General features: G+C 67.0%; 20 protein-coding genes and 1 riboswitch. Of the genes, 17 read left to right on the forward strand and 3 right to left on the reverse strand.

Features of this window, described 5'->3' with window-relative positions; translation table 11 throughout:
• Positions 1-47 precede the first annotated feature (47 nt).
• Together P2G67_RS05955 and P2G67_RS05960 are read left to right on the forward strand one after the other, a co-directional pair.
• On the forward strand, positions 48-1,430 hold the full coding sequence (locus P2G67_RS05955) for a YcjX family protein (RefSeq protein ID WP_275821014.1): 1,383 nt from the start codon (positions 48-50) through the stop codon (positions 1,428-1,430).
• Positions 1,427-2,455: a TIGR01620 family protein gene (locus tag P2G67_RS05960; protein ID WP_275821016.1), complete on the forward strand. Its 1,029-nt coding sequence runs from the start codon at positions 1,427-1,429 to the stop codon at positions 2,453-2,455. The genes P2G67_RS05955 and P2G67_RS05960 overlap by 4 nt, the downstream gene beginning before the upstream one ends.
• Before the next feature lie 61 nt (positions 2,456-2,516).
• On the opposite strand, the gene secB is transcribed toward P2G67_RS05960, so the two are convergent.
• Both secB and P2G67_RS05970 read right to left on the reverse strand, forming a co-directional pair.
• Positions 2,517-3,092, reverse strand: coding sequence for a protein-export chaperone SecB (gene secB, locus P2G67_RS05965; protein WP_275821018.1), 576 nt, complete (start codon positions 3,090-3,092; stop codon positions 2,517-2,519).
• A gap of 120 nt (positions 3,093-3,212) precedes the next feature.
• Positions 3,213-3,761 (reverse strand): FxsA family protein, encoded by a 549-nt coding sequence (locus P2G67_RS05970; RefSeq protein ID WP_275821020.1) that lies wholly within the window; start codon positions 3,759-3,761, stop codon positions 3,213-3,215.
• Between the two features lie 144 nt (positions 3,762-3,905).
• On the opposite strand from P2G67_RS05970, the gene P2G67_RS05975 reads away from it, so the two are divergent.
• The 15 genes from P2G67_RS05975 to P2G67_RS06045 all read left to right on the forward strand — a co-directional run bounded on the left by P2G67_RS05975 (position 3,906) and on the right by P2G67_RS06045 (position 20,023).
• Positions 3,906-4,616 (forward strand): Tim44/TimA family putative adaptor protein, encoded by a 711-nt coding sequence (locus tag P2G67_RS05975; protein WP_275821023.1) that lies wholly within the window; start codon positions 3,906-3,908, stop codon positions 4,614-4,616.
• A gap of 10 nt (positions 4,617-4,626) precedes the next feature.
• Positions 4,627-5,892, forward strand: a complete 1,266-nt coding sequence (gene mltA / locus P2G67_RS05980; RefSeq protein ID WP_275821025.1) for a murein transglycosylase A — start codon at positions 4,627-4,629, stop codon at positions 5,890-5,892.
• A 64-nt stretch (positions 5,893-5,956) separates the two neighbouring features.
• A complete protein-coding gene (locus P2G67_RS05985; protein WP_275821027.1) occupies positions 5,957-6,649 on the forward strand; it encodes an NnrU family protein in 693 nt (230 codons plus the stop codon).
• A gap of 33 nt (positions 6,650-6,682) precedes the next feature.
• Positions 6,683-8,278 carry a murein biosynthesis integral membrane protein MurJ gene (gene murJ, locus P2G67_RS05990; RefSeq protein WP_275821029.1) on the forward strand — a complete coding sequence of 532 codons (1,596 nt, stop codon included), beginning with the start codon at positions 6,683-6,685 and terminating at the stop codon, positions 8,276-8,278.
• A gap of 21 nt (positions 8,279-8,299) precedes the next feature.
• A riboswitch (cobalamin riboswitch) is annotated at positions 8,300-8,494 on the forward strand.
• A 239-nt stretch (positions 8,495-8,733) separates the two neighbouring features.
• Positions 8,734-10,665 (forward strand): TonB-dependent receptor plug domain-containing protein, encoded by a 1,932-nt coding sequence (locus tag P2G67_RS05995; protein WP_275821031.1) that lies wholly within the window; start codon positions 8,734-8,736, stop codon positions 10,663-10,665.
• A gap of 18 nt (positions 10,666-10,683) precedes the next feature.
• On the forward strand, positions 10,684-11,550 hold the full coding sequence (locus P2G67_RS06000; protein ID WP_275821033.1) for an ABC transporter substrate-binding protein: 867 nt from the start codon (positions 10,684-10,686) through the stop codon (positions 11,548-11,550).
• Entirely contained in the window at positions 11,547-12,563 is a 1,017-nt protein-coding gene (locus P2G67_RS06005; protein WP_275821035.1) for a FecCD family ABC transporter permease, read from the forward strand. The genes P2G67_RS06000 and P2G67_RS06005 overlap by 4 nt, the downstream gene beginning before the upstream one ends.
• Positions 12,560-13,351, forward strand: coding sequence for an ABC transporter ATP-binding protein (locus P2G67_RS06010; protein WP_275821037.1), 792 nt, complete (start codon positions 12,560-12,562; stop codon positions 13,349-13,351). Before P2G67_RS06005 ends, P2G67_RS06010 begins: the two co-directional genes overlap by 4 nt.
• Positions 13,352-13,456: 105 nt before the next feature.
• The gene (trpS, locus tag P2G67_RS06015; protein ID WP_275821039.1) at positions 13,457-14,485 is read left to right on the forward strand and encodes a tryptophan--tRNA ligase; all 1,029 of its coding nucleotides are present in this window, start codon (positions 13,457-13,459) and stop codon (positions 14,483-14,485) included.
• A 413-nt stretch (positions 14,486-14,898) separates the two neighbouring features.
• Complete coding sequence (locus tag P2G67_RS06020; protein WP_275821041.1) at positions 14,899-15,810, forward strand: sulfite exporter TauE/SafE family protein; 912 nt, start codon at positions 14,899-14,901, stop codon at positions 15,808-15,810.
• Positions 15,807-16,556 (forward strand): TIGR02186 family protein, encoded by a 750-nt coding sequence (locus P2G67_RS06025; RefSeq protein ID WP_275821043.1) that lies wholly within the window; start codon positions 15,807-15,809, stop codon positions 16,554-16,556. Before P2G67_RS06020 ends, P2G67_RS06025 begins: the two co-directional genes overlap by 4 nt.
• Positions 16,557-16,595: 39 nt before the next feature.
• Positions 16,596-17,138, forward strand: a complete 543-nt coding sequence (locus tag P2G67_RS06030; RefSeq protein ID WP_275821045.1) for a universal stress protein — start codon at positions 16,596-16,598, stop codon at positions 17,136-17,138.
• 128 nt (positions 17,139-17,266) lie between these two features.
• Positions 17,267-17,812, forward strand: a complete 546-nt coding sequence (locus P2G67_RS06035; protein ID WP_275821047.1) for a NifU family protein — start codon at positions 17,267-17,269, stop codon at positions 17,810-17,812.
• A 231-nt stretch (positions 17,813-18,043) separates the two neighbouring features.
• The gene (locus P2G67_RS06040; RefSeq protein ID WP_275821049.1) at positions 18,044-19,273 is read left to right on the forward strand and encodes a DUF418 domain-containing protein; all 1,230 of its coding nucleotides are present in this window, start codon (positions 18,044-18,046) and stop codon (positions 19,271-19,273) included.
• Positions 19,274-19,489: 216 nt separating this feature from the next.
• Entirely contained in the window at positions 19,490-20,023 is a 534-nt protein-coding gene (locus P2G67_RS06045) for a GNAT family N-acetyltransferase (RefSeq protein WP_275821052.1), read from the forward strand.
• Here the strand turns inward: P2G67_RS06045 and P2G67_RS06050 are convergent.
• Positions 20,009-20,893 (reverse strand): methylated-DNA--[protein]-cysteine S-methyltransferase, encoded by an 885-nt coding sequence (locus P2G67_RS06050; protein ID WP_275821054.1) that lies wholly within the window; start codon positions 20,891-20,893, stop codon positions 20,009-20,011. The two genes, P2G67_RS06045 and P2G67_RS06050, sit on opposite strands and share 15 nt — an antisense overlap.
• Positions 20,894-21,106: the final 213 nt, after the last annotated feature.

The raw sequence follows: 21,106 nt of genomic DNA on the forward strand, positions 1-21,106 counted from the left end.
GCATTTCCTTTTGCCGCTGCCATCTCGAAGCCCTATCTCCTGGCGTCATGGACCTTTATTTCGATCGTCTCTTTGACCGCGCGCTCGATGCCGGACGCGGACTGGTAGAACGTCGGCTCCGCCTCGGCGTCACCGGCCTCGCCGAGGCCGGCAAAACGGTCTTCATCACCGCACTGGTGCAGGCGCTCCTGCACCCTGCCGCCCTGCCGCGGCTGCAGGTGGTGGCCGAGGGACGGCTGCGCACCGTGCTGCTGCGCCCGCAGCCCAGCCAGGACCTGCCCCGCTTTCCTTTCGAGGACTGCGTCGCGCGCCTCACCGGTCGCGACGGACCGCCGGACTGGCCCGAAAGCACGCGCAACCAGGCCGAGCTTCGGCTGTCGCTCCGTTACCTGCCGGGCGGGCTGATGGGCCGGCTGGGCGAGCGGGTGCTGCACCTCGATCTCTTCGACTATCCCGGCGAATGGCTGCTCGACCTCGCCCTGCTGCAACAGGATTACGAGAGCTGGTCCGCCGGCGCACTGGCCAGCCTGCGCGAGGCCAGCGCGCTGCCGGAAGCGCGCGCCTTCCTGGAACTCTTGCATCGCCTGACGCCCGATCGCGCCGACGCCGCTGCCGAGACCCAGGCCATCGAGGCCGCCCGGCTCTTCACCGCCTATCTGCTGGCACGACAGCGCAGCCTGGGCCGGGCCGCACCGCTGGGGCCGGGTCGTTTCCTGCTGCCGGGCGAGCTGGAGGGCTCGCCGCTGCTCACCTTTGCGCCGCTGCCGCCGCGCGGCAATGAGACAACGGCGCGCAGCTCGCTGCGCCGCCTGATGGCCGAACGCTACGACGCCTATCGCGAGCAGGTGGTGCGCGCCTTTCACCAGCGCCATTTCACCCGCCTGGACCGCCAGATCGTGCTGATCGATCTCGCCGGCCACCTCAGCGCCGGCGAGGAGCGGGCCGACGCCTCGGCCGCGGCGCTGGACGCGGTGCTGGCCGCCCTGAGGGTGGGCGGCAGCGGCTGGCTGCCGCGCTGGCTCTCGCCGCACATTGATCGGGTGCTCTTCGCCGCCACCAAGGCGGACCATCTGCCAGGCGACCAGCACCAGGGCCTCGAGGAACAGCTGCGCCGCAAGCTCGATGCGGCTCTGCGGCGCACGGCCTACAGCGGCGCGGAATTGGAAACCCGCGTGCTCGCCTCCCTGCGGGCAACGCGCGAGGTGGAGGCCCGCGGCGAGGCACGGCGCTATGTCGCCGGCACGCCCTACGGCGGCGAGAAGCCGCTGGCGCACTATCCGGGCAGGATTCCCCAGACCGGGCGCCTGGCCAACGGCAGCTTTCGCATCGAACGCTTTCGCCCGCCCGCGGACCTGGACCCCACTGGCCCCTGGCCACACCTCGGTCTCGACCGGGCGCTGGAATTCCTCATTGGAGACTGGGTGGAATGAGCGACGCAGAGGGTCCACGCTCCCGCCCCCTGGAAGAGGTGGAGGCGACAGCTCCGCAGGCCGAAGCGCCGCGCGCGGAGGCGCCACACTCCTTGCCGCTGGAAGCCACGCGGCTGCTGCCGGTCGACGTGGAGGCACGCGACCCGGCCGACCCGCCGCGCCGCTCCCTGGCCCTGCGCCTGGTCCTCGCGGGCGGCGGCCTGTTGCTGGGTGGCGCCCTGGCACTGCTTGCCGAAGATCTGATTCGCCGTGCCCTGGAGCCGGCGGGCCAGCTTGCCTGGATCGGTCTGGCGGGATTGGGGCTGCTGGCACTGGGCCTGCTGCTCGCCTTCCTGCGCGAGTGGCACGGCCTGACCAGCCTCGAGCGGCTGCGCGCGGCACGTCTGCAGGCGGAAAGCGCCGAGGCTGCCGGGCAGCCCGACGCCGCTCAGGCTGTCGTCAAAGAATTGAAGCAGCTCTACAACCGCCGTGCGGACATGGAGTGGGCACTGCGTCGGGTGGAGGACCAACAGGCCGCAGCCGCCGCCTCCGGCGCCCTACTGCCTCTGGCGGAGCGCGAGCTGCTCGCGCCCCTGGATCAGCGCGCGCAGAAGATCGCAGTGTCCGCGGTGCGACGGGCCGCCATGATCACGGCGATCAGCCCCTTTGCGCTGCTGGACATGCTGGTCAGCCTGATGATCGGTTTGGGACTCTTGCGCCGCATCGCACGCATCTACGGCGGGCGGCCCGGCTGGCTCGGAGCCTGGCGTCTGCTGCGGCTGTCGCTGGCCCAGGTTCTTGCCAGCGGCGCCCTGGATCTGGCCGACGACAGCATCGGCGACCTGATCGGGGCCGGCATCGCCTCGCGCCTGTCCCGACGCGCCGGCGTGGGGCTGCTCAATGGCTTGCTGACAGCCCGCATTGCCACCGCTGCCATGGATCTCTGTCGGCCTTTCCCCTGGGACCGGGAACCACCGCCCTCGGCCCGAGGGCTCCTGCGCCGCGCCCTGACCGACCTCGGCGGCAGCAAGGAAACACCCCCCTGAAACGCAAACAGCCGGCCCTGGTGGGGCCGGCTGTCTGAAGCCAGATAACTTTGGAACGCCCTCAGGCGTTGCCGGCCGGCGCGCCCTGGGTGGCCTCGGCCTGGGCCTGCTGCTCCTGCGCCTTGCGCTGGCGGTAGAGGCTGACGAAGTCCACGGGATTGATCAGCACCGGCGGGAAGCCGCCTTCGCGGGTGATGTCGGCCACGATGCGCCGGGCGAAGGGGAAGATCATCGTCGCGACGTCGATCAGCAGCACCGGCTCAATCCGGTCCTCCGGGATCATGGAACCGAGCGTAATCAAGGCCCCATAGTCCAACTCGATCATGAACGCAGCCTTTTCCTCGTGCTTCGCCGAGGCGCGGATCTTGAGCATCACCTCATAGAGGCGCTTCTGCTGCTCCTGCTGGATCGGCCGCGCATTGACGTGCATCTGGATGTCGAGCTGCGGCGACTGGCGCATGCTGGCCAGCACTGCCGGCGCACGCGGGCTTTCGAAGGAGAGGTCCTTCACGTACTGGCCGTGAATGACGATGGGGGCTTCCTGCTTATTCTCGCTGCCCTGGTTCTGGGCGGCCTGGGTTTGGTCGGCTCCCCCGGTCGCGGCGCCTGTCGGCGCGCTGCTGTTCTGATCGCTCATGATTGCTCCGCACGGCTTATAGGGTGTCTTGACGGCGGCCGATTGGCTATCACGAACCCACCGTCCGTACAACTCTGCAGGAGGATCGGCGGCGGGCGTTTTCGCCCGGTCCGCCGGTGGTCAGGCTGAGCCGTGGCCCGGAGTTCGCGGCCCCTTCGGCGGCCGGTCGCCGTTTTGATCATTGGCGGGCAGCTCGCCCTGGCTGTCAACTTGGACCCAGTCCCCCTCGATGGTGTCGCTACGCTGCGGCTGGCCGTGCGGCCCTGAGCGGTGGACCTCCTCGCCATCGCGATAGACCCGCGTGCGCATGCGCATCTTTTCCGCGCGAATTCGGCTGCGCCTGAACAGCCAGCCGCGCACCGGCGGCAGCAGCAGCAACACGCCCAGGGTGTCGGTCGCAAAGCCCGGCAGCAACAGCATGGCGCCGGCTATGGCCAGGCAGATGCCGTCGAACATCTCGCGCGCCGGGACCTCGCCACGGTCGAGTTGCTGACGCGCCTGCGTGACCACCGCGAAACCTTGCAGGCGGACCAACCAGATGCCGACCACGGCCGTGAGGATCGCCGTCGCCAAGGTTGGCCAAAGGCCAATGGCGTCGCCCACTTCAATGAAAAGCCCCACTTCGATGAGCGGGACGGCAAGGAGAATGGCCAGGATCAGCAGGGGCATGCTTGCTCTTTTTCCGTTGCTTCCCTATGTACGGGGGGTGGGGCACTGGACACTACAAGGGCCCCACAACGCGTCTCGTCAAGGCCTTTCGCACATCGGCTGCGTGGGGTCGGCTTCTTGCGCGGAAATCATCGGATCGACCGAATGGGTGAAGGCAGTCAGTTGCTCGATATCATACTCTTTGCAGCGATCGCGGCCTTCCTCGTTCTCAGGCTCAGGAATGTCCTTGGACGGCGTACCGGCGATGAATCGCGACCGGATTTCGATCCTTTCAAGCAGCGCCCCGAGCAGAAGAGCGGGCAGGAGCAGGACGCCGATCGGCAGCCCGATGATAAGGTGATCCCGCTGCCGGGCAACGGTCGCCGACCGCAGGAGGCCCCATCCATGGCGGACGCAAACGATCCCGTATCGGCCGGCGTCATCCAGATCCGACTGGCAGACAGCAACTTCGATCCTGACGGCTTCCTTCAGGGCGCGCGCGCCGCCTTCGAGATGATCGTCACCGCCTTCGCACAGGGGGACAAGGATACCCTGCGCTCTCTGCTGGCCGACGACGTCTACAATGACTTCTCCCGCGCCATCGAGGAGCGCGCCAGCGAGGACCAGACCCTGGACACCACGCTGGTCAGCATCCAGCACCCGGAAATCATCGAGGCCGAGATGCAGGGCAACACCGCCTTCGTGACGGTCAAGATCGTGTCCGAACAGGTCAATGTCACCCGCGACTCCGAGGGGCGTATCATCGAGGGCGATCCCAGCGACGTGGTCCGCCTGACCGACATCTGGACCTTTGCCCGCAACACCCGCAGCCGCGACCCGAACTGGGCGCTGGTCGCCACAAGCAGCCCGAACTGAGGCGCGAGGTATGGCGCTGCCCGGTCAGGCGCACGCGGGTCGCAAAGCAATTCGATCATGGGCCCTGCCCAAGGGTTCGACCTCGCTTCGCATCCTGGCTCGACTGCTTCCTGCCGCGACGCTGGCGCTCATCCTTGCCTCTTGCGAATCCCCCAAGGAAGAACCGCCACGCGGCCTCAAGCTGCAGCCCGCCTCCTTCAGCGACCTGCCGGGCTGGCAGGAAGATGACGTGGCACGGGCCCTGCCGGCCCTGCGGCGCTCCTGCGGGCGACTGCTGACCCAACCTGATGAGCGGCCGCTGGGGCCCGAGGGCCTCGCGGGCAGCGTGGCGGACTGGCGTGCTCCCTGCGAGAATCTTGCCAACCTCCCGGAAGACGATGACGCAGCGCTGCGCAGTTTTCTTGAAGATGCCTTCCAGCCCCTGGCGGTCAGCGACGGCGAGGACACGCAGGGCCTCTTCACCGGCTACTACGAAGCGGAGCTGAACGGCAGTTTGGAGCGCAAGCCTGGCTACGAGGTGCCGCTGTTCGAACGCCCGAACGACCTGGTCGAGGTGGACCTGCGCGATTTCCGCGCCGACCTGCCGCCGGAACGGCTGGTTGGCCATGTGGATAACGGCCGGCTCAAGCCCTATCCCGAACGTGCCGCGATCGAGAACGGCCACCTCGCCGGGCAGGAGGCGGAACTGCTTTGGGTCAGCGACCCGGTCGATGCCTTCTTCCTGCACGTCCAGGGCTCGGGGGTGGTGCAGCTGGACGACGGCCGACGGCTGCGGGTCGGTTTTGCCGGCTCTAACGGACGGCCCTTCTATGCCATTGGCCGGGCCCTGATCGACGAAGGCATCATCGAGCGCGAACGCAGCTCCATGCAGGCGATCCGCGACTGGCTGCGCGCCAACCCGGATCGGGCCGAAGCGCTGATGCACCGCAACGAGCGTTTCATCTTCTTCCGCGCCATCGACGGTGAGGGACCCATCGGGGCTCAAGGCGTGGCCCTGACGCCCGGGCGTTCCCTGGCGGTCGACCCGGAAGAACTGCCACTCGGCGCCCCGCTCTGGCTCGAGACCACCTGGCCGGCCAGCGACCAGCCCTTGCAGCGGCTCATGGTGGCGCAGGATACCGGCAGCGCGATCAAGGGCGTCGTGCGCGGCGACTTCTTCTGGGGCAGCGGCGAGGCCGCCCTGGAGCAGGCCGGTCGCATGCGCCAGCAGGGCCGCTACTGGCTGCTGCTGCCGCGCAGCGTGGCCGAGCGCCACGCCAGCACCTCCCAGCGTTGATTGCATTGGATTTGAAACCACGAGGTTTCAGATCGAATGCGTTCGGGTTTAGACTGCCGGCGCCATGCTGGACATAAACGAACTCCTTGCCGCGACCGTGCTCTTCGTCGGCGGCCACCTGCTCCTCGCCAGTGCGCCGCTGCGCGGCCTGCTGCACGGCAAGCTGGGCGCGACCGGGTTCCGTATCCTCTATTCCCTCGTGGCCGTCGTCACCCTGGTCTGGATGATCAAGGCCTACACCCAGGCGCCCTTCGTGCCGCTCTGGGCCTTCGTGCCGCTGCTGGACTGGGTGCCCCTGCTGGTCATGCCCATCGCCTCGATCCTCCTGGTCGCAGGGGTCACCACAACCTCCCCGACTGCCGTGGGCAGTGAATCGGCCGCCCTGGCAGCCGATCCGGCGCCGGGAATCCTGCGGGTCACCCGTCATCCCTTTCTCTGGGGCACGGCGCTCTGGGCCATCAGCCACCTGCTGGCGCGGGGCGATCTGGCCAGCCTGGTGATGATGGGCGGCATCCTGGCGCTGTCCCTGCTGGGCATGAAGCAGATCGACCGCAAGCGCGAACTGCAGCTCGGCGCCGGCTGGGGACCGGTGAAGCTCACCACATCGCTGCTGCCCTTCCAGGCCATCGCGGAAGGCCGTACCGAGATGGATTGGCCGGGGATCGGCTGGTGGCGCCCGCTGCTGGGCATCGCGCTCTACCTGGCCTTCATCATCCTGCACCCCTGGATCTTCGGCGTCCCGGCCGTGCCCTTGTAGGGGCGCGCCTACGCCGCACCGGCCGCGACCCCCATGCTGCTCCGCGCCTTCGCCACCGTCGGTTCGCTCACCGCCGTCAGCCGCGTGCTCGGCTTCATCCGCGACATCCTGATGGCCGCGGCGCTTGGCACCGGGCCGGTGGCCGATGCCTTCTTCGTCGCCTTCCGCTTTCCTAATCTCTTCCGTCGTCTCTTCGCCGAGGGCGCCTTCAACGCCGCTTTCGTGCCGCTCTTCGCGACGCGGCTGGAGCGTGACGGCAAGGCGGCGGCCAAGGCCTTCGCGGAGCAGGCGCTGGCGGCACTGACGGCCGCGGTGCTGCTGCTCACCGCGCTCTGCTTGCTGGCCATGCCCTGGCTGATGCAGGTGATCGCACCGGGCTTCACCGACGACCCAGAGCAGTTTGCCCTGGCGGTGGAGCTGACCCGCATCGCCTTTCCCTACCTGCTGGCCATGGCGCTGGTGGCGCTGCTCTCCGGTGTGCTGAACGCGCTCTATCGCTATGCAGCGGCGGCGGCCGCGCCGATCCTGCTCAACCTCTTCTTCATCGCCGCCATCATCTTGGTGCTGCCGCACTTTCGCGATGCGCCGGGACAGGTACTGGCCTGGACGGTCTGCCTGGCCGGGCTGGGACAGCTGCTGCTCCTGCTTTGGGCGGCCAAGCGCGCCGGCATGGCGCTGCGGATGCCGCGCCCGCGCCTGACGCTGGAGATCCGCCGCTTGTGGCGACTCATGCTGCCGGGCGTCGCCTCGGCCGGGGCCATGCAGTTCAACCTGCTGGTCGGCACCATGATCGCCACGCTGCAGGCCGGTGCCGTCTCCTACCTCTACTACGCCGACCGGCTGTACCAGCTGCCGCTCGGCATCATCGGGATCGGCATCGGCGTGGTGCTGCTGCCGGAGCTGGCCCGCAAGCTGCGCGCGGGTCGGGACGATGAAGCCCACAGCAGCCTGAACCGCGCGCTCGAGTTCTCGCTGCTGCTCACCCTGCCGGCAACCGCAGCCTTGCTGGTGGCGCCCTTCCCGATCATCTCGGTGCTGTTCGAACGCGGCGCCTTCGATGCCGAGGCGGCACGCCTGACTGCCTGGGCGCTCGCCGCCTTCGCCATCGGGCTTCCGGCTTATGTCCTGGTTAAGGTCCTGCAGCCGCCCTTCTTCGCCCGCGAGGACACGGTGACGCCGCTGCGCTTCGCGCTGGCTTCGGTGGCGGCGAACCTGATCCTCAGCCTGCTGCTCTTCTTCACCATCGGGTTTGTCGGCATCGCGCTGGCAACCGCGCTCTCTTCCTGGCTGAACGTGCTACTGCTCGCCGGGCGCCTGCGCCGGCGGGGCTTTCTGCACTTCGATGCCCGTTTGCGCCGACGGCTGCCGCGCTCCTTGGCCGCCGCACTGGCCATGGCACTTGCGCTCATTTTGCTCCAACCCCTGCTGGCTGATCTCTTTGCCGGCGGCGAGATTGAACGCATCCTCGCTTTGGCACTTCTGGTGATGGCAGGCGGTGGGCTCTATTTTCTTCTGGCCTTCGCCCTGCGCGCGGTCGAGCCGGCCGATTTCCGTGCCGCCTTCCGGCGCAAGACCACAAGCGGCGACGGCGATCAATCGCGTAATGAGAACCGCCCGCGAAAGGCTTGACCGGGCACGAGCACCTCGGCCACACTCCGCGCCGCCGACGGTGCCCGCAAGGGCCCGAGAGGGAACGCGGTAGGAGTCATCCGAAGCCGCGGCTGCCCCCGCAACTGTGAGTGGCGAGCCAGCACCCAAACATACCACTGGGCGGACAAGCCTGGGAAGGTCGGGTGCGGGCCGGGACCCACGAGCCAGGAGACCTGCCGTCGGCACGGAGTCGCGCACGAGCGCATCGGACGGGGGTGCCGGTGTCGAACGTCCTGCCTTGGCAGGACCTCGGTCGTTCGGCGCGACGCTTCGAGGGGAAGTCTCGACCGATGCCGAACGAACGCACGCATCCTTTCATCACCACAACCGCCCAATAACCCGACCGCAGACCTGCATAGCCCTTCCGGGCGCTGCACGCGCGGCGTCCGGCACGCTGTCCCAGGTCGCAGTCCTCTGCACCAAGGAATTCTGCCATGCGCAAGCCTTTCGGTGGGGAGCGGGCGGTTGCAATCGCCGCCCCGCTCACCCTGCTCCTTTGCCTCTCAACCCTCTCCGCGGCGCCCGTTCAGGCGCAGGAGAGTACTGCGGACGCTGCGCAGCTCGACCCGCTGGTGGTCACCGCCACCCGCACCGAGCGCCCGCTCAGCAGCGTCGGCAGCAGCCTGACGCTGATTACTGCCGAAGATCTCGAGAACCGCGGCACGGACTATGTCGCTGATATCCTGCGTGAAGTGCCTGGGGTTAGCGTGACCCGCAGCGGCGGGCCGGGGGCCCTGACCGAGGTGCGGCTGCGCGGCACCGAAACCAACCAGACCCTGGTGCTGATCGACGGCATCGAGGTGAATGACCCCGCCGGTGCCTCCTTTTTTAACTTCGCCCATCTGCTGGCGGCAGACGTGGCACGCATCGAGATCCTCCGCGGACCTCAAACGGTGCTCTATGGCTCCGAAGCCGTGGGCGGCGTCATCAATGTCATCACCAAGAGCGGTGTCGGTCGACCGAGCGGAGCCGTCAGCCTGGAAGGCGGCTCCTTCCGCACCGGGCAGGCCAATGCCAGCCTCGGCGCCGGAGGAGAGCGCTACAACGCCTTCATCAGCGGCACCCACATGCGCAGCAACGGCATTTCTCAGGCTAAGAGCCCCGGCGGCAGCCTGAAGCCCGACGGCTACGAGAACAGCACGGTCTTCACCAAGCTGTCGGCGCGTCCAGTGGAGAATCTGGAGCTCGATTTCGTGGCGCGCTACACCCGCTACGACCAGGACATCGACGACTTCACCACCCGGGCGGTTGAAGCGGACCTGCAGACCAAGGGCGATCAGCGCTATGGCCGCGCCCAGGCCCGCCTGGACCTCTTCGATGGCCACTGGCAGCAGCGCTTCGGCGCCACCCTGACCCGCATGAAAGCCCGGGATTACAACAGCGGCAACCGGACCAACACGGCTATCGGCGGCAAAACGAAGTTCGACTATCAGAGCGACGTCCTGTTCGACACGCCGGAGTTCGCAAACGCGTCGCATCTGGTGACGCTGGGGCTGGAGCAGGAACGCGAGAGCGTGGAGCTGAGCAGCGCCTTTGCCGACCTGGACCGCAGCTTCCGCACCCGCAGTGTCTTCGGTCAATACCAGATCGACCTGCTGGAGCGGGTGTCTCTGACCGCTGGCTTGCGTCACGACGCCAACCAGCACTTCGAGGACGCACAGACCTACCGCTTCACCGCCGCCTACAACCACGTGGAAACCGGCACGCGCCTGCGCGCCTCCTACGGAACGGCGGTGAAGAACCCCACGGTCACCGAGCTCTACGGCTTCGACCAGACCTACCAAGGCAATCCCGACCTCAAGCCGGAAAGCAGCCGTGGCTGGGACATCGGCATCGAACAGGATCTTTTCCAGGAGCGCCTCACGCTCGGCGCCACCTGGTTCCAGCAGAACATCGAGGACCTGATCACCGGTGCCGGACGCACCTCGGTCAACCTGGACGGCCGCTCGCGCTCACGCGGTGTGGAGCTGACCGCCGATCTCGATCTCTCCAGCGGCTTTTCGCTGCAGGGGAGCTACACCTTCAACGACACCCGCGATCCCAACGGCGACCGCCTGACCAAGCGGCCGCGGCACAGCGGCAGCGTGAATCTCAACTACCGCTTCCTGGAGGATCGGGCGAACCTGAATCTGGGTGTGCTCTACAACGGCAATCAGCACGATCTGGCCTTCGACCAGAACTTCAACACCTCAGTGGTTTCGCTGCGCTCCTACACGTTGGTGAACCTCGCTGGCTCCTACCGCATCACCGACAACCTGGAGGTCTTCGGGCGCGTCGAGAACCTGCTGAATGAAAACTACGAGGAGAGCTACACCTACAATACGCCTGGACGCGCGGCCTACGCCGGCCTGCGCCTGCGCTTCTAGGCCGGGACGCTGCGAGTCATGCGCTTCATCTGCAAGGTCTGCCGGTGGCCGTCCTGGCTCGCAGCACTCCTGCTCGCGTTTGGTCCTTCCGTTGGCTGGGCCGAGACCCCCAGTCGCATTGTTTCGCTCAACCTCTGCGCCGACGAGCTGCTGCTGCGGCTTGCCGACCGCGAGGACATCGCCTCGGTCACCTTCCTGGCCGCAGACTCGCGGGTATCATCGGTGGCCGACCAAGTGGAGAGCTTGCCCCTCAACCGGGGCCGGGCCGAGGAGATTCTGCCGCTCAAGCCCGATCTGGTGCTGGCTGAACCCTACACCACCCGCAGCACGGTCGAGCTGCTTCGGCGGCTCGAGGTGCCGATCCTCGACGTGGCCGTGCCCAGCACCCTGGAGGAGGTGGAAGCCCAGATCGCCGAGGTGTCCGCCGCGCTGGGCCGGCCAGATCGCGGGCAGGCCATGATCAAGTCCATGCGCCAGGCGCAAGCAAGGCTTGGCCCTCCACCGGAGGGACCGAGGCCCCTGGCTGCGGTCTATCGGCCCAACGGCTTTCTGGTCGGACCGGGCACCCTGGTGGATGAAATTCTGCGGCTTGCCGGCTTCAGGAACCTTGCCTCGGAGGGCCTGCAGAATCACAACGGCGTGCTATCGATCGAAACGCTGCTCTGGCATCGCCCAGATCTGCTGGTACTCAACAGCATTGAGGAGCCCATGCCCTCCCTGGCCCATGAAGTGCTCTCTCACCCCGCCCTGGAGGACGCCTTTCCCGAAATGCAGCGCGTCGTGGTGCACCCTGCGCTCTGGAGCTGCGGTGGACCGGGGCTGATGGAAGCCCTCGCCAAGCTGCGCAGTGCCGCCAAGCGCCTGGCGATGGGCAGCGGCGAATGACCGAAAGCCGCGGCAATGCGCCCATGCCGGCCTGGCTGCTGCCCGGATTGGGGCTGCTCGTCATTCTGCTCTTCTTCCTCTCCCTGGGGGTGGGAACGATGCCCCTGCCACTGACCGGCACGCTGGCCGCTTTGTTCAGGGGCGAGAGCAGCCTGGAAACGCTGCTCCTTCTGGAACTGCGCCTGCCCCGCGCCCTGCTGGGCCTGCTGGTGGGGGCAAGCCTGGGTCTGGCCGGTGCTGCCATGCAGGGCTTCCTGCGTAATCCCCTGGCGGAACCGGGCGTGATCGGCGTGTCGAGCTGTGCCGCCTTCGGAGCCGTACTGGCCTTCTACAGCGGCATCTCTCTCACCTTTCCGCTGGCACTGCCCCTCGGTGGCATCGGCGGCGCATTCCTGTCGGTGCTGTTGCTCCATCTCCTCGCCGGCCGGGAAGCCAGCACGCTGTCGATCATTCTCGCCGGTGTTGCGATCAATGCCTTCTCCGCCGCGCTCACCTCCCTGGTGCTGAACTTCGCGCCCAATCCCTATGCCGCGCTGGAAATCATCTTCTGGATCATGGGGTCCCTGGCCGACCGCAGCATGGAGCATGTGCAACTGGTGGCGCCGATCATGCTGCTGGGCTGGCTGCTGCTCCTTGCCTCCGGCCGGGGGCTGGACGCGCTTACCCTGGGTGAGGACACGGCGGCCAGCCTGGGCATCGACCTGGGCTATCTGCGCCTCAAGCTCATCCTCGGCACCGCCTTGGCGGTGGGCGCGGCCGTGGCGGTCTCCGGCGCCATCGGCTTCGTCGGCCTGGTGGTGCCTCACCTCCTGCGTCCCCTGGTGGGGCAGCAGCCGGCGCGCCTGCTACCGGCCTCGGCGCTGGGTGGGGCCGCCCTGCTGCTGGCCGCCGACCTCTTGGTGCGGCTGCTGCCCACCGGCCCGGAACTGAAGCTGGGGGTGGTCACCGCCCTGGTCGGCGCGCCCATCTTTTTGCTGCTGCTGCACCGGCTGCGGCGGGAGATGGCCGAATGATGCGCATCACCGCCGAAGCCGTCAGCGTCGAGATCGGCGGCAAGCCCTTGCTTGACGGCGTCGATCTGGAGGTGCGGCCGGGCGAACTGACAGGCCTGATCGGCCCCAACGGCGCCGGCAAGACCACCCTGCTGCGGGTGCTGGGCGCCCTACGGCCGCCGGGGTCGGGGCGGGTTCTCTACGACGGAAAGACCATTGCCCGCCGGGAGCGCCCCGCGCTCGCACGGCGGCTGGCCTATCTGGCGCAGGGCGGCGAGGCGCACTGGCCGCTGCGGGTCGAGCGCCTGGTCGCCTTGGGCCGCCTGCCGCACCAGGGGCCGCTCGGCCGCGCCTCGGCCGAGGACCAGTCGGCAGTGGAACGGGCCTTGCAGCGCAGCGGCGTCGAGCACCTGCGCGCACGCACCCTCGCCACCCTGTCGGGCGGGGAGCGCATGCAAGTTCTGCTGGCCCGCGCGCTCGCGGTCGAGGCCGAAGCCCTGCTGGCCGACGAACCGGTGGCCGCCCTCGACCCCCATCATCAGCTGCGGGTCATGGACCTGCTGCGCGCCGAGGCCCGCGCCGGCAAGGCCGTGGTCGTGGTGCTGCACGACCTCTCCCTGGCCGCACGCTTCTGCGACCAGTTGGCCCTGCTGCACCGCGGCCGCCTGCTCGCCCAGGGACGGCCCGAGAGCGTGCTGGGCGACCGTGAGCTGGCCAGCGCCTATGGCGTACGCGTGCTGCGCGGCATGGAGAGGGGCGAGCCTTTCTTGTTGCCCTGGGAGCGGCTGGAGGCCGGCGAACGGCCATGACCGGCTGCCGGCCCGCTGCTTGACCCTCTGCCCGGCAGGGGCGATAACCCCTTCCGTTCCGTTCCCGCAGCCCGCGTTTGCTTTTCAGTGCCTGGACCCAGCGACATGAAGCGCATCTTTTCCGGCGTGCAGCCCACCGGCAACCTGCACCTGGGCAACTATCTCGGCGCCATCCGCAACTTCGTCGCCCTGCAGCACGACTATGAGTGCATCTACTGCGTGGTGGATCTACACGCCATCACGGTCTGGCAGGAGCCGGCCGCCCTGCGCGCCCACACCCGCGAGGTGACGGCTGCCTATCTCGCCGCCGGCATCGATCCCAAGCACTCGATCATCTTCAACCAGTCGCATGTCTCGGCCCACGCGGAGCTCGCCTGGATCTTCAACTGCGTTGTGCGCATGGGCTGGCTGAGCCGCATGACCCAGTTCAAGGAGAAGGCCGGCAAGCATCGCGAGAACGCCAGCGCGGGCCTCTTTGTCTATCCCAGCCTGATGGCCGCCGATATCCTGGCTTACAAGGCCACGCACGTGCCGGTGGGCGAGGACCAGAAGCAGCATCTGGAGCTGACCCGCGACACGGCCCAGAAGTTCAACAACGACTACGGCGTCGACTGCTTCCCGATCACTGAGCCGCTGATCCTGGGCGCGGCGACCCGGGTCATGTCGCTGCGCGACGGCAGCAAGAAGATGAGCAAGTCCGACCCCTCGGACATGAGCCGCATCAACATGACCGATGAGGCAGACGCCATCGCCCAGAAGATCCGCCGCGCCACCACCGATCCCGAGCTCCTGCCCGGCCCGGCCGCGCTGGACGAGGCGGGGCGCCTGCCGGAGGAAACCCGCAAGGCCCGGCCCGAGGCCTGGAACCTGCTCGGCATCTATGCGGCTCTGTCCGACAAGAGCTGGAGCGAGGTCCTGCAGGAGTTCGAGGGCGCGCAGTTCTCCGCCTTCAAGAAGGCGCTGACCGAACTCGCCGTGGACAAGCTCGGGCCGATCGGCGCTGAGATGAAGCGCCTGCAGGCCGACCCAGAGCATGTGGACGGCATCCTGCGCGACGGCGCCGAACGTGCCGCGGCCATCGCCGAGCCCATCCTGCGCGAAGTGCAAGACGTCGTCGGCTTCCTGCGCCCCTGACGCGAAGGGCGCCTGGAAAGACAGACCGTCGCGAAGCTTTAGCGGGCTGGCACCGACCGAATGGGTTGGCAGGTCAGCCGCGAAGAAATCCCGTTTCATCAGTGTCGCATTTGCGCTCTGATGAAAGCTGTGGCTCTGCTCTAGTTGTTTGAAACTAGAACAGATTTACGCATTTAATTTGAAACCTTGTGGTTCAAATTGATTTCGATCCGGTCTAGGATTCCCGGTCACAGTCGTTCCAGGGGCCGATTCAGGGTCCGGTCCAGGGCCCGGTCCAGGGGTGGAACGGCCGCGTCGGCGAAGGGGTTTTCGCACATGGGTGCAGGCAGGCAGGAAGGGGTCATGACCGAAAGGGTCGTTGTCCCCGAGTCTTGCCTCGTTTGCCGCAGCCAAAGGGAGTGCGCCTGAGCCCCATGCAGATTTACCTGCCGATCGCCGAAATGTCCGTGAACGTCTTCCTGCTGCTCGGTCTTGGCGGCGCGATCGGTTTTCTGTCGGGGGTCTTCGGGGTCGGCGGCGGCTTTCTCATGACGCCGCTTTTGATCTTCATCGGCATTCCGCCCCCCATCGCCGTGGCCACCCAGGCCAACAACGTCATCGCCTCCTCGGTCTCAGGCAGCTTTTCGCAATGGAGCCGGGGCAACGTCGATTTCAAGATGGGGCTGATTCTGCTGGGTGGCGGTTTCGCCGGCTCGACAATCGGCGTGGCGATCTTTTCCCTGCTGCAGACTCTCGGTCAGATCGACCTGGTCATCAACCTGTCCTACGTCGTGTTGCTGGGGACGGTTGGCGTGCTGATGCTGATCGAGGGCACCAGGGCGCTGCTGCGCCGCCGCCGCAAGATCAAGCCGGGCAAGCTGCACACCCACACCTGGCTGCATGGCCTGCCACTCAAGACGCGGTTCCGACGCTCCCGGCTTTATGTTTCCGCCCTGCTGCCCTTTGTCATCGGCTTCGCCGTGGGCATCCTCAGCGCCATCATGGGCGTGGGTGGTGCCTTCGTCCTGGTACCCTTGATGATCTACCTGCTGGGCATGCCCACTGCCATCGTGGTGGGTACGTCGCTGTTCCAAATCATCTTCGTCTCGGTCAACGTCACCTTCCTGCAGGCCATCCAGAACCAGACCGTGGACATCGTGCTGGCGCTGCTGCTGACCATAGGCGGCGTCGTAGGCGCCCAGTTCGGTGGCCGCTTCGGCGCGCGCTTGCCCGGGGACACGCTGCGGCTGATGCTGGGCATCCTGATCCTGGGCGTGGCCGTGCGGCTCAGCCTGGAATTGGTCGTGCCGCCGGATGACCGCTACAGCCTGGGGATACCCTCGTGAGCCGGTCGCTGCGCGCTCTGCTGCTCTGCCTGCTGGTGTTGGGCGGGACCGGCCTGCCCGCGCGATCGGCCGGACTCATCGCCGACCTCTCCAATCATTTGGTCGCCATCACCAGCGGTTTTGCCGGCGTCGACGTGCTGCTCTTCGGCGCCATTGACGAGCCGGGCGACCTCGTGGTGGTGGTGCGCGGGCCCGAGCGCACCCAGCCGGTGATGCGCAAATCCAATGTTGCGGGCATCTGGATGAACACCGCGCGCATGACCTTCGAGCGGGTGCCCAGTTTCTATTTCGTGGCCTCGAACCGGCCGCTGTCTGAGATCGCCTCGGAGCCGGTGCTGCGCGCCAATCAGTTTGGGGTGGAGAATCTCGGCATTGCCCTGCCGTCGGCCCGCGCCGGCGGCCGGGCCGCTACGGAGTGGCGCGAGGCCCTGATCCGCAACAAGCAGCGCCAGGGCCTCTATGTGCGCGAGACCGCCAGCGTGGCTCTGCTGGGCCAAAGGCTGTTTCGCACTTCGGTACACCTGCCCTCCAACGTGCCGCCGGGCCTTTATCGTGCCGAGACCTACGTGCTGCAGGACGGGCAGGTCGTCGCGGCCCAGACCACGCCCCTGTCCATCAGCAAGTTGGGGGTAGAAGCCGATCTTTATGCCTATGCCCATGAACAGCCTGCCGCCTACGGCGCGATTGCCGTGCTGGCCGCCTTGGTGGCAGGATGGCTGGCCCACCTGCTGTTCCGGCGCTCCTGAGGCCGGCAGTGGGGCAGCAAGCAAACAGCGAACGCAGTCATGGCTGACGAACGAGTGAACCAGGAACCAGCGGGCGACGAACGAGCGGAGGGGGAGCCCAAGACCGGCGAGGCAAAACCCACCGAGCGGGTGATGCTTGTGGTGGTCGACGACAGCCTCGAAATGCCGGTTGCCCTGCGCTATGCCTGCCGCCGGGCGCGCCATGCCGCGGGGCGCGTCGCCCTGCTGCACGTCATCGAGCGCACCGAGTTCCAGACCTGGCTCGGCGTGGGAGATCTGATGGCCAAGGAGGCGCGCGAGCAGGCCGAGCGGCTGATGCAGCGGGTCGCCAAGCAGGTGATGGAGCAGGTCGGCAATATGCCGATCCTCTATCTGCGCGAAGGCAAGCAAAGCGACGAATTGATGCGGCTGATCTCGGAAGAGCCTTCGATCTCGATCCTGATCCTGGGTGCCAACACCGACCCGGGCGGCCCGGGTCCCCTGGTCTCGGCCCTGACCGGTAAGATGGTCGGCAAGCTGCGCATCCCGGTGACCATTGTGCCCGGCAACCTGTCGAGCGAGGACATCGACGCCATCTCCTGAACATGGCTGCCTTGCGCTGGCGCCGGCCGGGAAGCGCCCGGCGCGCTTGAACTGCTGTGCCAACTCGACCATCTTTCAGACAGCATTCGTGAGACTGCTGTTGACTGCCAGCATTACCGGAGCACCCCATGTTCATTCAGACCGAGCAGACGCCGAACCCGGCGACTCTCAAGTTCCTGCCCGGCCGCACGGTCATGCCCGAGGGCACGGCGAGCTTTGCCGACGCCGATGAGGCCGAGCGCTCACCGCTGGCCAGCCGCCTTTTCCAGGTCGAGGGCGTAAGCGGCGTGTTCTTCGGCCAAGACTTCATCTCGGTCAGCAAGGATGAGGAACGGGAGTGGTATCTGCTGAAGCCGAGCATTCTCGGCGTGATCATGGAGCACTTCGTCTCCGGGCAGCCGCTGATCCTCGAAGCCGGCGCCGACGGCCATGCCGAGGGTGACGACAATGAGGTGGTCTCCCAAATCAAGGAACTGCTGGACACGCGCGTGCGTCCGGCCGTAGCCCAGGATGGCGGTGACATCCTTTTCCACGGTTTCGAGCGTGGCGTGGTCTTCCTGCGCATGCAGGGCGCCTGCTCCGGCTGCCCGTCATCCACGGCAACGCTGAAGATGGGCATTGAGAACATGCTGCGGCACTACATCCCGGAAGTGACCGAGGTGCGCGCGGTCTGATCGCTTACCGCCAAGCGGCGGATCCATTGCCCAAGAGCCGGCCCGGTGCCCTGCGCCGGGCCGTTTTTTGTCGCGGGTTTTATTTATCGGTGGCGGGAACCAGGGACGGCACAAAGCTGTCACATTTTAGAGGCGGGACCTCCGTGGCGGCGGCCGGTATTCTTGCAGGAGTATGCTGGGTGGCCAATTTGCGTGGGCGGTTCCCGGGAACGTTGGGGAAAAGCAGGTTCGATGCAGCAAGAGAAGACGCCAAATCGGGCGGCGACGCCAGGTGGCGACGGGCGTGTCGGGCTTCTCGACAGCCTGCGCGGCTTTGCCATTCTCGGCATCCTGCTGATCAACGTGCAGTCCTTCGGCCTGCTCTCCAGTGCTTTCCTCAATCCCAAGGCACTGGGCGAACCTCCGGTCGCTGACTACTCCGTTTGGCTGATCACCCACCTGCTGGTGGACGAGAAGTTCATCACCATCCTGACCCTGCTGTTCGGCGCCGGCATAGTACTGATGGCTGAGCGCTCGAAGCTGGAGGCCCAGGAGTTCGAACGGGTTTTCCGCCGGCGCATGCTCTGGCTGCTCGGCATCGGCCTGGCGCACGGTTTGCTGCTCTGGCGCGGCGACATCCTGACCAGCTACGCCATCTGCGCCATGGCAGCCGTTCACTTCCGTAATCGAACGCCCTGGCAACTGCTGAAGATCGCCCTGGTGCTGCTGCTCGTGCCCACGGTCATCGCCGTACTGATGACCATTGGCCTACATTTCCTGCCGCCGGAGCGCCTGCAGGAGATCGCGAACGCCCATTGGCTGCCCAGTCGCGAGGTGATCCGGAGCGAGGTCGCGCTTTACACCGGGCCTTGGCTCAGCACCATGGGCGCGCGCGCGTTGGACGGCCTGACCATCCAGGGCTGGATGCTGATCACCGAACGCTTCTGGCGCGTGCTGGCGCTGATGCTCATCGGCATGGCGCTTTTGCGCATCGGTTTCCTGCGAGGACAGTGGGAACCGCAGCAGTATCGTCGCATCGGTCTGCGGGCGCTGGCCATCGGACTGCCCTTGGTGGCGCTGGGTGTGCTGCTGAACGAGGTGTTCGGCTGGGATCTGCGCTATTCCCTCTACCTGGGGGACATCGCCAACTACTGGGCCAGTGCTCTGGTGGCGATCGGCTGGATCGCGCTGCTGGCCCTGCTGTTTCAATTCAACCTGCTCGGCCGCATCTCCCTTTGGCTCACCGCCGTCGGTCGTCTGGCGCTCAGCAACTATCTGCTGCAGACGCTCATCTGTGCCTCGCTGTTCTACGGCTTCGGGCTCGGCCTCTATGGTGAGCTGGACCGGCCGATGCTGCTCCTGGTGGTACTGGGCATCTGGATCACCCAGATTCTGCTCTCCATCTGGTACCTGAAGCATTTCAAAGTCGGTCCCTTCGAATGGGCGTGGCGCAGGGCCTCTGCCCGCCCGCTCTTCGCCTAAGCTGGACACCTTTCGAGGGAATTGGCTTTCGCGCCAAAGCCGTGCTATAGGCAATCTGCTAAGGATGAGGTTCAGAGGGCTTGCCATGACCTACGCGCCGCGACGACGAAGCCGGCTTGCTGCCGAGGCTTAGCTGCGCGTACCGCGATGGTCCGTCGCCGCTCCTGTTCCCCGGGCGCCAGCCCGCCCGGACATCCTGACGACGGAACCCTCTCCATGGACTTCGAGATTCTCCCTGAGCGGCCTGCCGACGCTCCCCTGATTGAACCACTGCTGGATCGGGCCTTCGGGCCGGATCGCAAGAGCCGCACCGTTTATCGCCTCCGCGAAGGCATCGCGCCCCTGCCAGGCATGTCCTTTGCCGCCGTGCATCCCGACGGCTCCCTGCTCGCCTCGCTGCGCTTCTGGCCGATCCTGATCGAGGAAACACCCGCAATCCTGCTGGGCCCCCTGGCCGTGGAGCCGGCCTATCAGGGTCGTGGCGCCGGGCGTGCCCTGGTGCGCCATGCCTTGAAGGAGGCCCGCCGGCTGGGTCACCGCCTCTGCGTCGTTGTGGGTGAGCCCGAATACTATCGTCCCTACGGCTTCACGGCCGCATCGCCCTACGGTCTCGTGCTACCCGGACCGGTGGATCCCCGGCGTTTTCAGGTGTTGGAGCTATCTCCGGGCAGTTTAGAAGGCCTGCGCGGCCTGATCCGGCGCGCGGAGACGCACGCCATGCCCACGCAAAGCAGCTCACGCACGGCCTGACGAAGCGCCCTGCTCCGAGGCCTCCTGGCGCAGCAGCGCCTTCTTGCGTGCAACGCCCCAGCGGTAGCCGCCAAGGGCGCCGTCGCCGCGCAAGACCCGATGGCAGGGCAGGATCAGCGCCACCGGATTGGCGCCGCAGGCACCGCCCACGGCACGCGCCGCCTTCGGCAGGCCAAGGCTGGCGGCAAGTTCGGTGTAGCTGCGGGTCTCGCCGCAGGGAATGGCGGCCAGCTCATTCCATACCCGCCGCTGAAAGGCCGTGGCCCGGATGTCCAGTGGCAGGTCGAGATGGGGCTCCCCGCCCGTCAGATGCTCCACCAGCAGATCCAGTGCCACGTCCACGGCGACAGGGTCGCGCATTAGGGCATCGGCCGCCGGGTACTCGGCGCACAGCTGTGCTTCCAGTTCCTCGTCCTTGTCTCCTAGTGCCACGAAACAGATGCCCTTGTCCGTCGCCGCCACCAATAGGCGTCCGAGCGGGGAGTCCGTGCTCCCCCAGACGATGCGCGCCCCCTTGCCGCCACGGGCATAGCTGGCGGGAGTCATGCCGAGCCGCTCGCCGGCCTGTTCGTAAACGCGGCTTGAGGAACCGTAGCCGGCGCCATAGAGCGCATCGGCCACGCCCTGCCCGCTGCGCAGCTCACCACGAAAACGCGCCTCGCGCCGTGCCGCGGCCCAGTCCCGCGGGCTGACGCCCAAGTGCTTGCGGAAACGGCGGTGCAACTGCCAGGGACTGCAGCCCAGTTGTGCGGCAAGCCGCTCCAGGGACAGCGGTTCCATCTGGCTGTCGAGCAGCCGGCAGGCCTGCTCAACCATTTCCAGTGCGTCGCGCTCTACCCTGCCCTGCTGCGTCGTGTCGTGGACCGTCATCTGCGTTCGCCTTCCTCGTTCCTCAGGCTGATCGGCAGACTAGCGACCCGCCGATGCGGTCGCTATCCGAAGCTTGCGGCCTTTGCACTCAGCCGCCGCTTGCGCCGCGAAGATTGAGCGGCTACGAACGATAATGTGCGGAAACGAAACTTGGGAGCGGAGATGCCGCCAGAGCCGCTGTTCGCATACGAAAAGGCTTGTCCTTTGTCATCG

The organism is Aquibaculum arenosum, assembly GCF_029222965.1.
Taxonomy (GTDB): domain Bacteria; phylum Pseudomonadota; class Alphaproteobacteria; order Kiloniellales; family DSM-21159; genus Aquibaculum; species Aquibaculum arenosum.

Coding starts and splice junctions, on each gene's coding strand:
- P2G67_RS05970 (WP_275821020.1), bottom strand. CDS start 3,761: ATGCCCCTGCTGATCCTGGCCATTCTCCTTGCCGTCCCGCTCATCGAA.
- P2G67_RS06045 (WP_275821052.1), top strand. CDS start 19,490: ATGGACTTCGAGATTCTCCCTGAGCGGCCTGCCGACGCTCCCCTGATT.
- P2G67_RS06030 (WP_275821045.1), top strand. CDS start 16,596: ATGGCTGACGAACGAGTGAACCAGGAACCAGCGGGCGACGAACGAGCG.
- P2G67_RS06010 (WP_275821037.1), top strand. CDS start 12,560: ATGATGCGCATCACCGCCGAAGCCGTCAGCGTCGAGATCGGCGGCAAG.
- secB (WP_275821018.1), bottom strand. CDS start 3,092: ATGAGCGATCAGAACAGCAGCGCGCCGACAGGCGCCGCGACCGGGGGA.
- P2G67_RS06020 (WP_275821041.1), top strand. CDS start 14,899: ATGCAGATTTACCTGCCGATCGCCGAAATGTCCGTGAACGTCTTCCTG.
- P2G67_RS06050 (WP_275821054.1), bottom strand. CDS start 20,893: ATGACGGTCCACGACACGACGCAGCAGGGCAGGGTAGAGCGCGACGCA.
- mltA (WP_275821025.1), top strand. CDS start 4,627: ATGGCGCTGCCCGGTCAGGCGCACGCGGGTCGCAAAGCAATTCGATCA.
- P2G67_RS06035 (WP_275821047.1), top strand. CDS start 17,267: ATGTTCATTCAGACCGAGCAGACGCCGAACCCGGCGACTCTCAAGTTC.
- P2G67_RS06040 (WP_275821049.1), top strand. CDS start 18,044: ATGCAGCAAGAGAAGACGCCAAATCGGGCGGCGACGCCAGGTGGCGAC.
- P2G67_RS05955 (WP_275821014.1), top strand. CDS start 48: ATGGACCTTTATTTCGATCGTCTCTTTGACCGCGCGCTCGATGCCGGA.
- murJ (WP_275821029.1), top strand. CDS start 6,683: ATGCTGCTCCGCGCCTTCGCCACCGTCGGTTCGCTCACCGCCGTCAGC.
- P2G67_RS06000 (WP_275821033.1), top strand. CDS start 10,684: ATGCGCTTCATCTGCAAGGTCTGCCGGTGGCCGTCCTGGCTCGCAGCA.
- P2G67_RS05975 (WP_275821023.1), top strand. CDS start 3,906: ATGGGTGAAGGCAGTCAGTTGCTCGATATCATACTCTTTGCAGCGATC.
- trpS (WP_275821039.1), top strand. CDS start 13,457: ATGAAGCGCATCTTTTCCGGCGTGCAGCCCACCGGCAACCTGCACCTG.
- P2G67_RS05960 (WP_275821016.1), top strand. CDS start 1,427: ATGAGCGACGCAGAGGGTCCACGCTCCCGCCCCCTGGAAGAGGTGGAG.
- P2G67_RS05995 (WP_275821031.1), top strand. CDS start 8,734: ATGCGCAAGCCTTTCGGTGGGGAGCGGGCGGTTGCAATCGCCGCCCCG.
- P2G67_RS05985 (WP_275821027.1), top strand. CDS start 5,957: ATGCTGGACATAAACGAACTCCTTGCCGCGACCGTGCTCTTCGTCGGC.
- P2G67_RS06005 (WP_275821035.1), top strand. CDS start 11,547: ATGACCGAAAGCCGCGGCAATGCGCCCATGCCGGCCTGGCTGCTGCCC.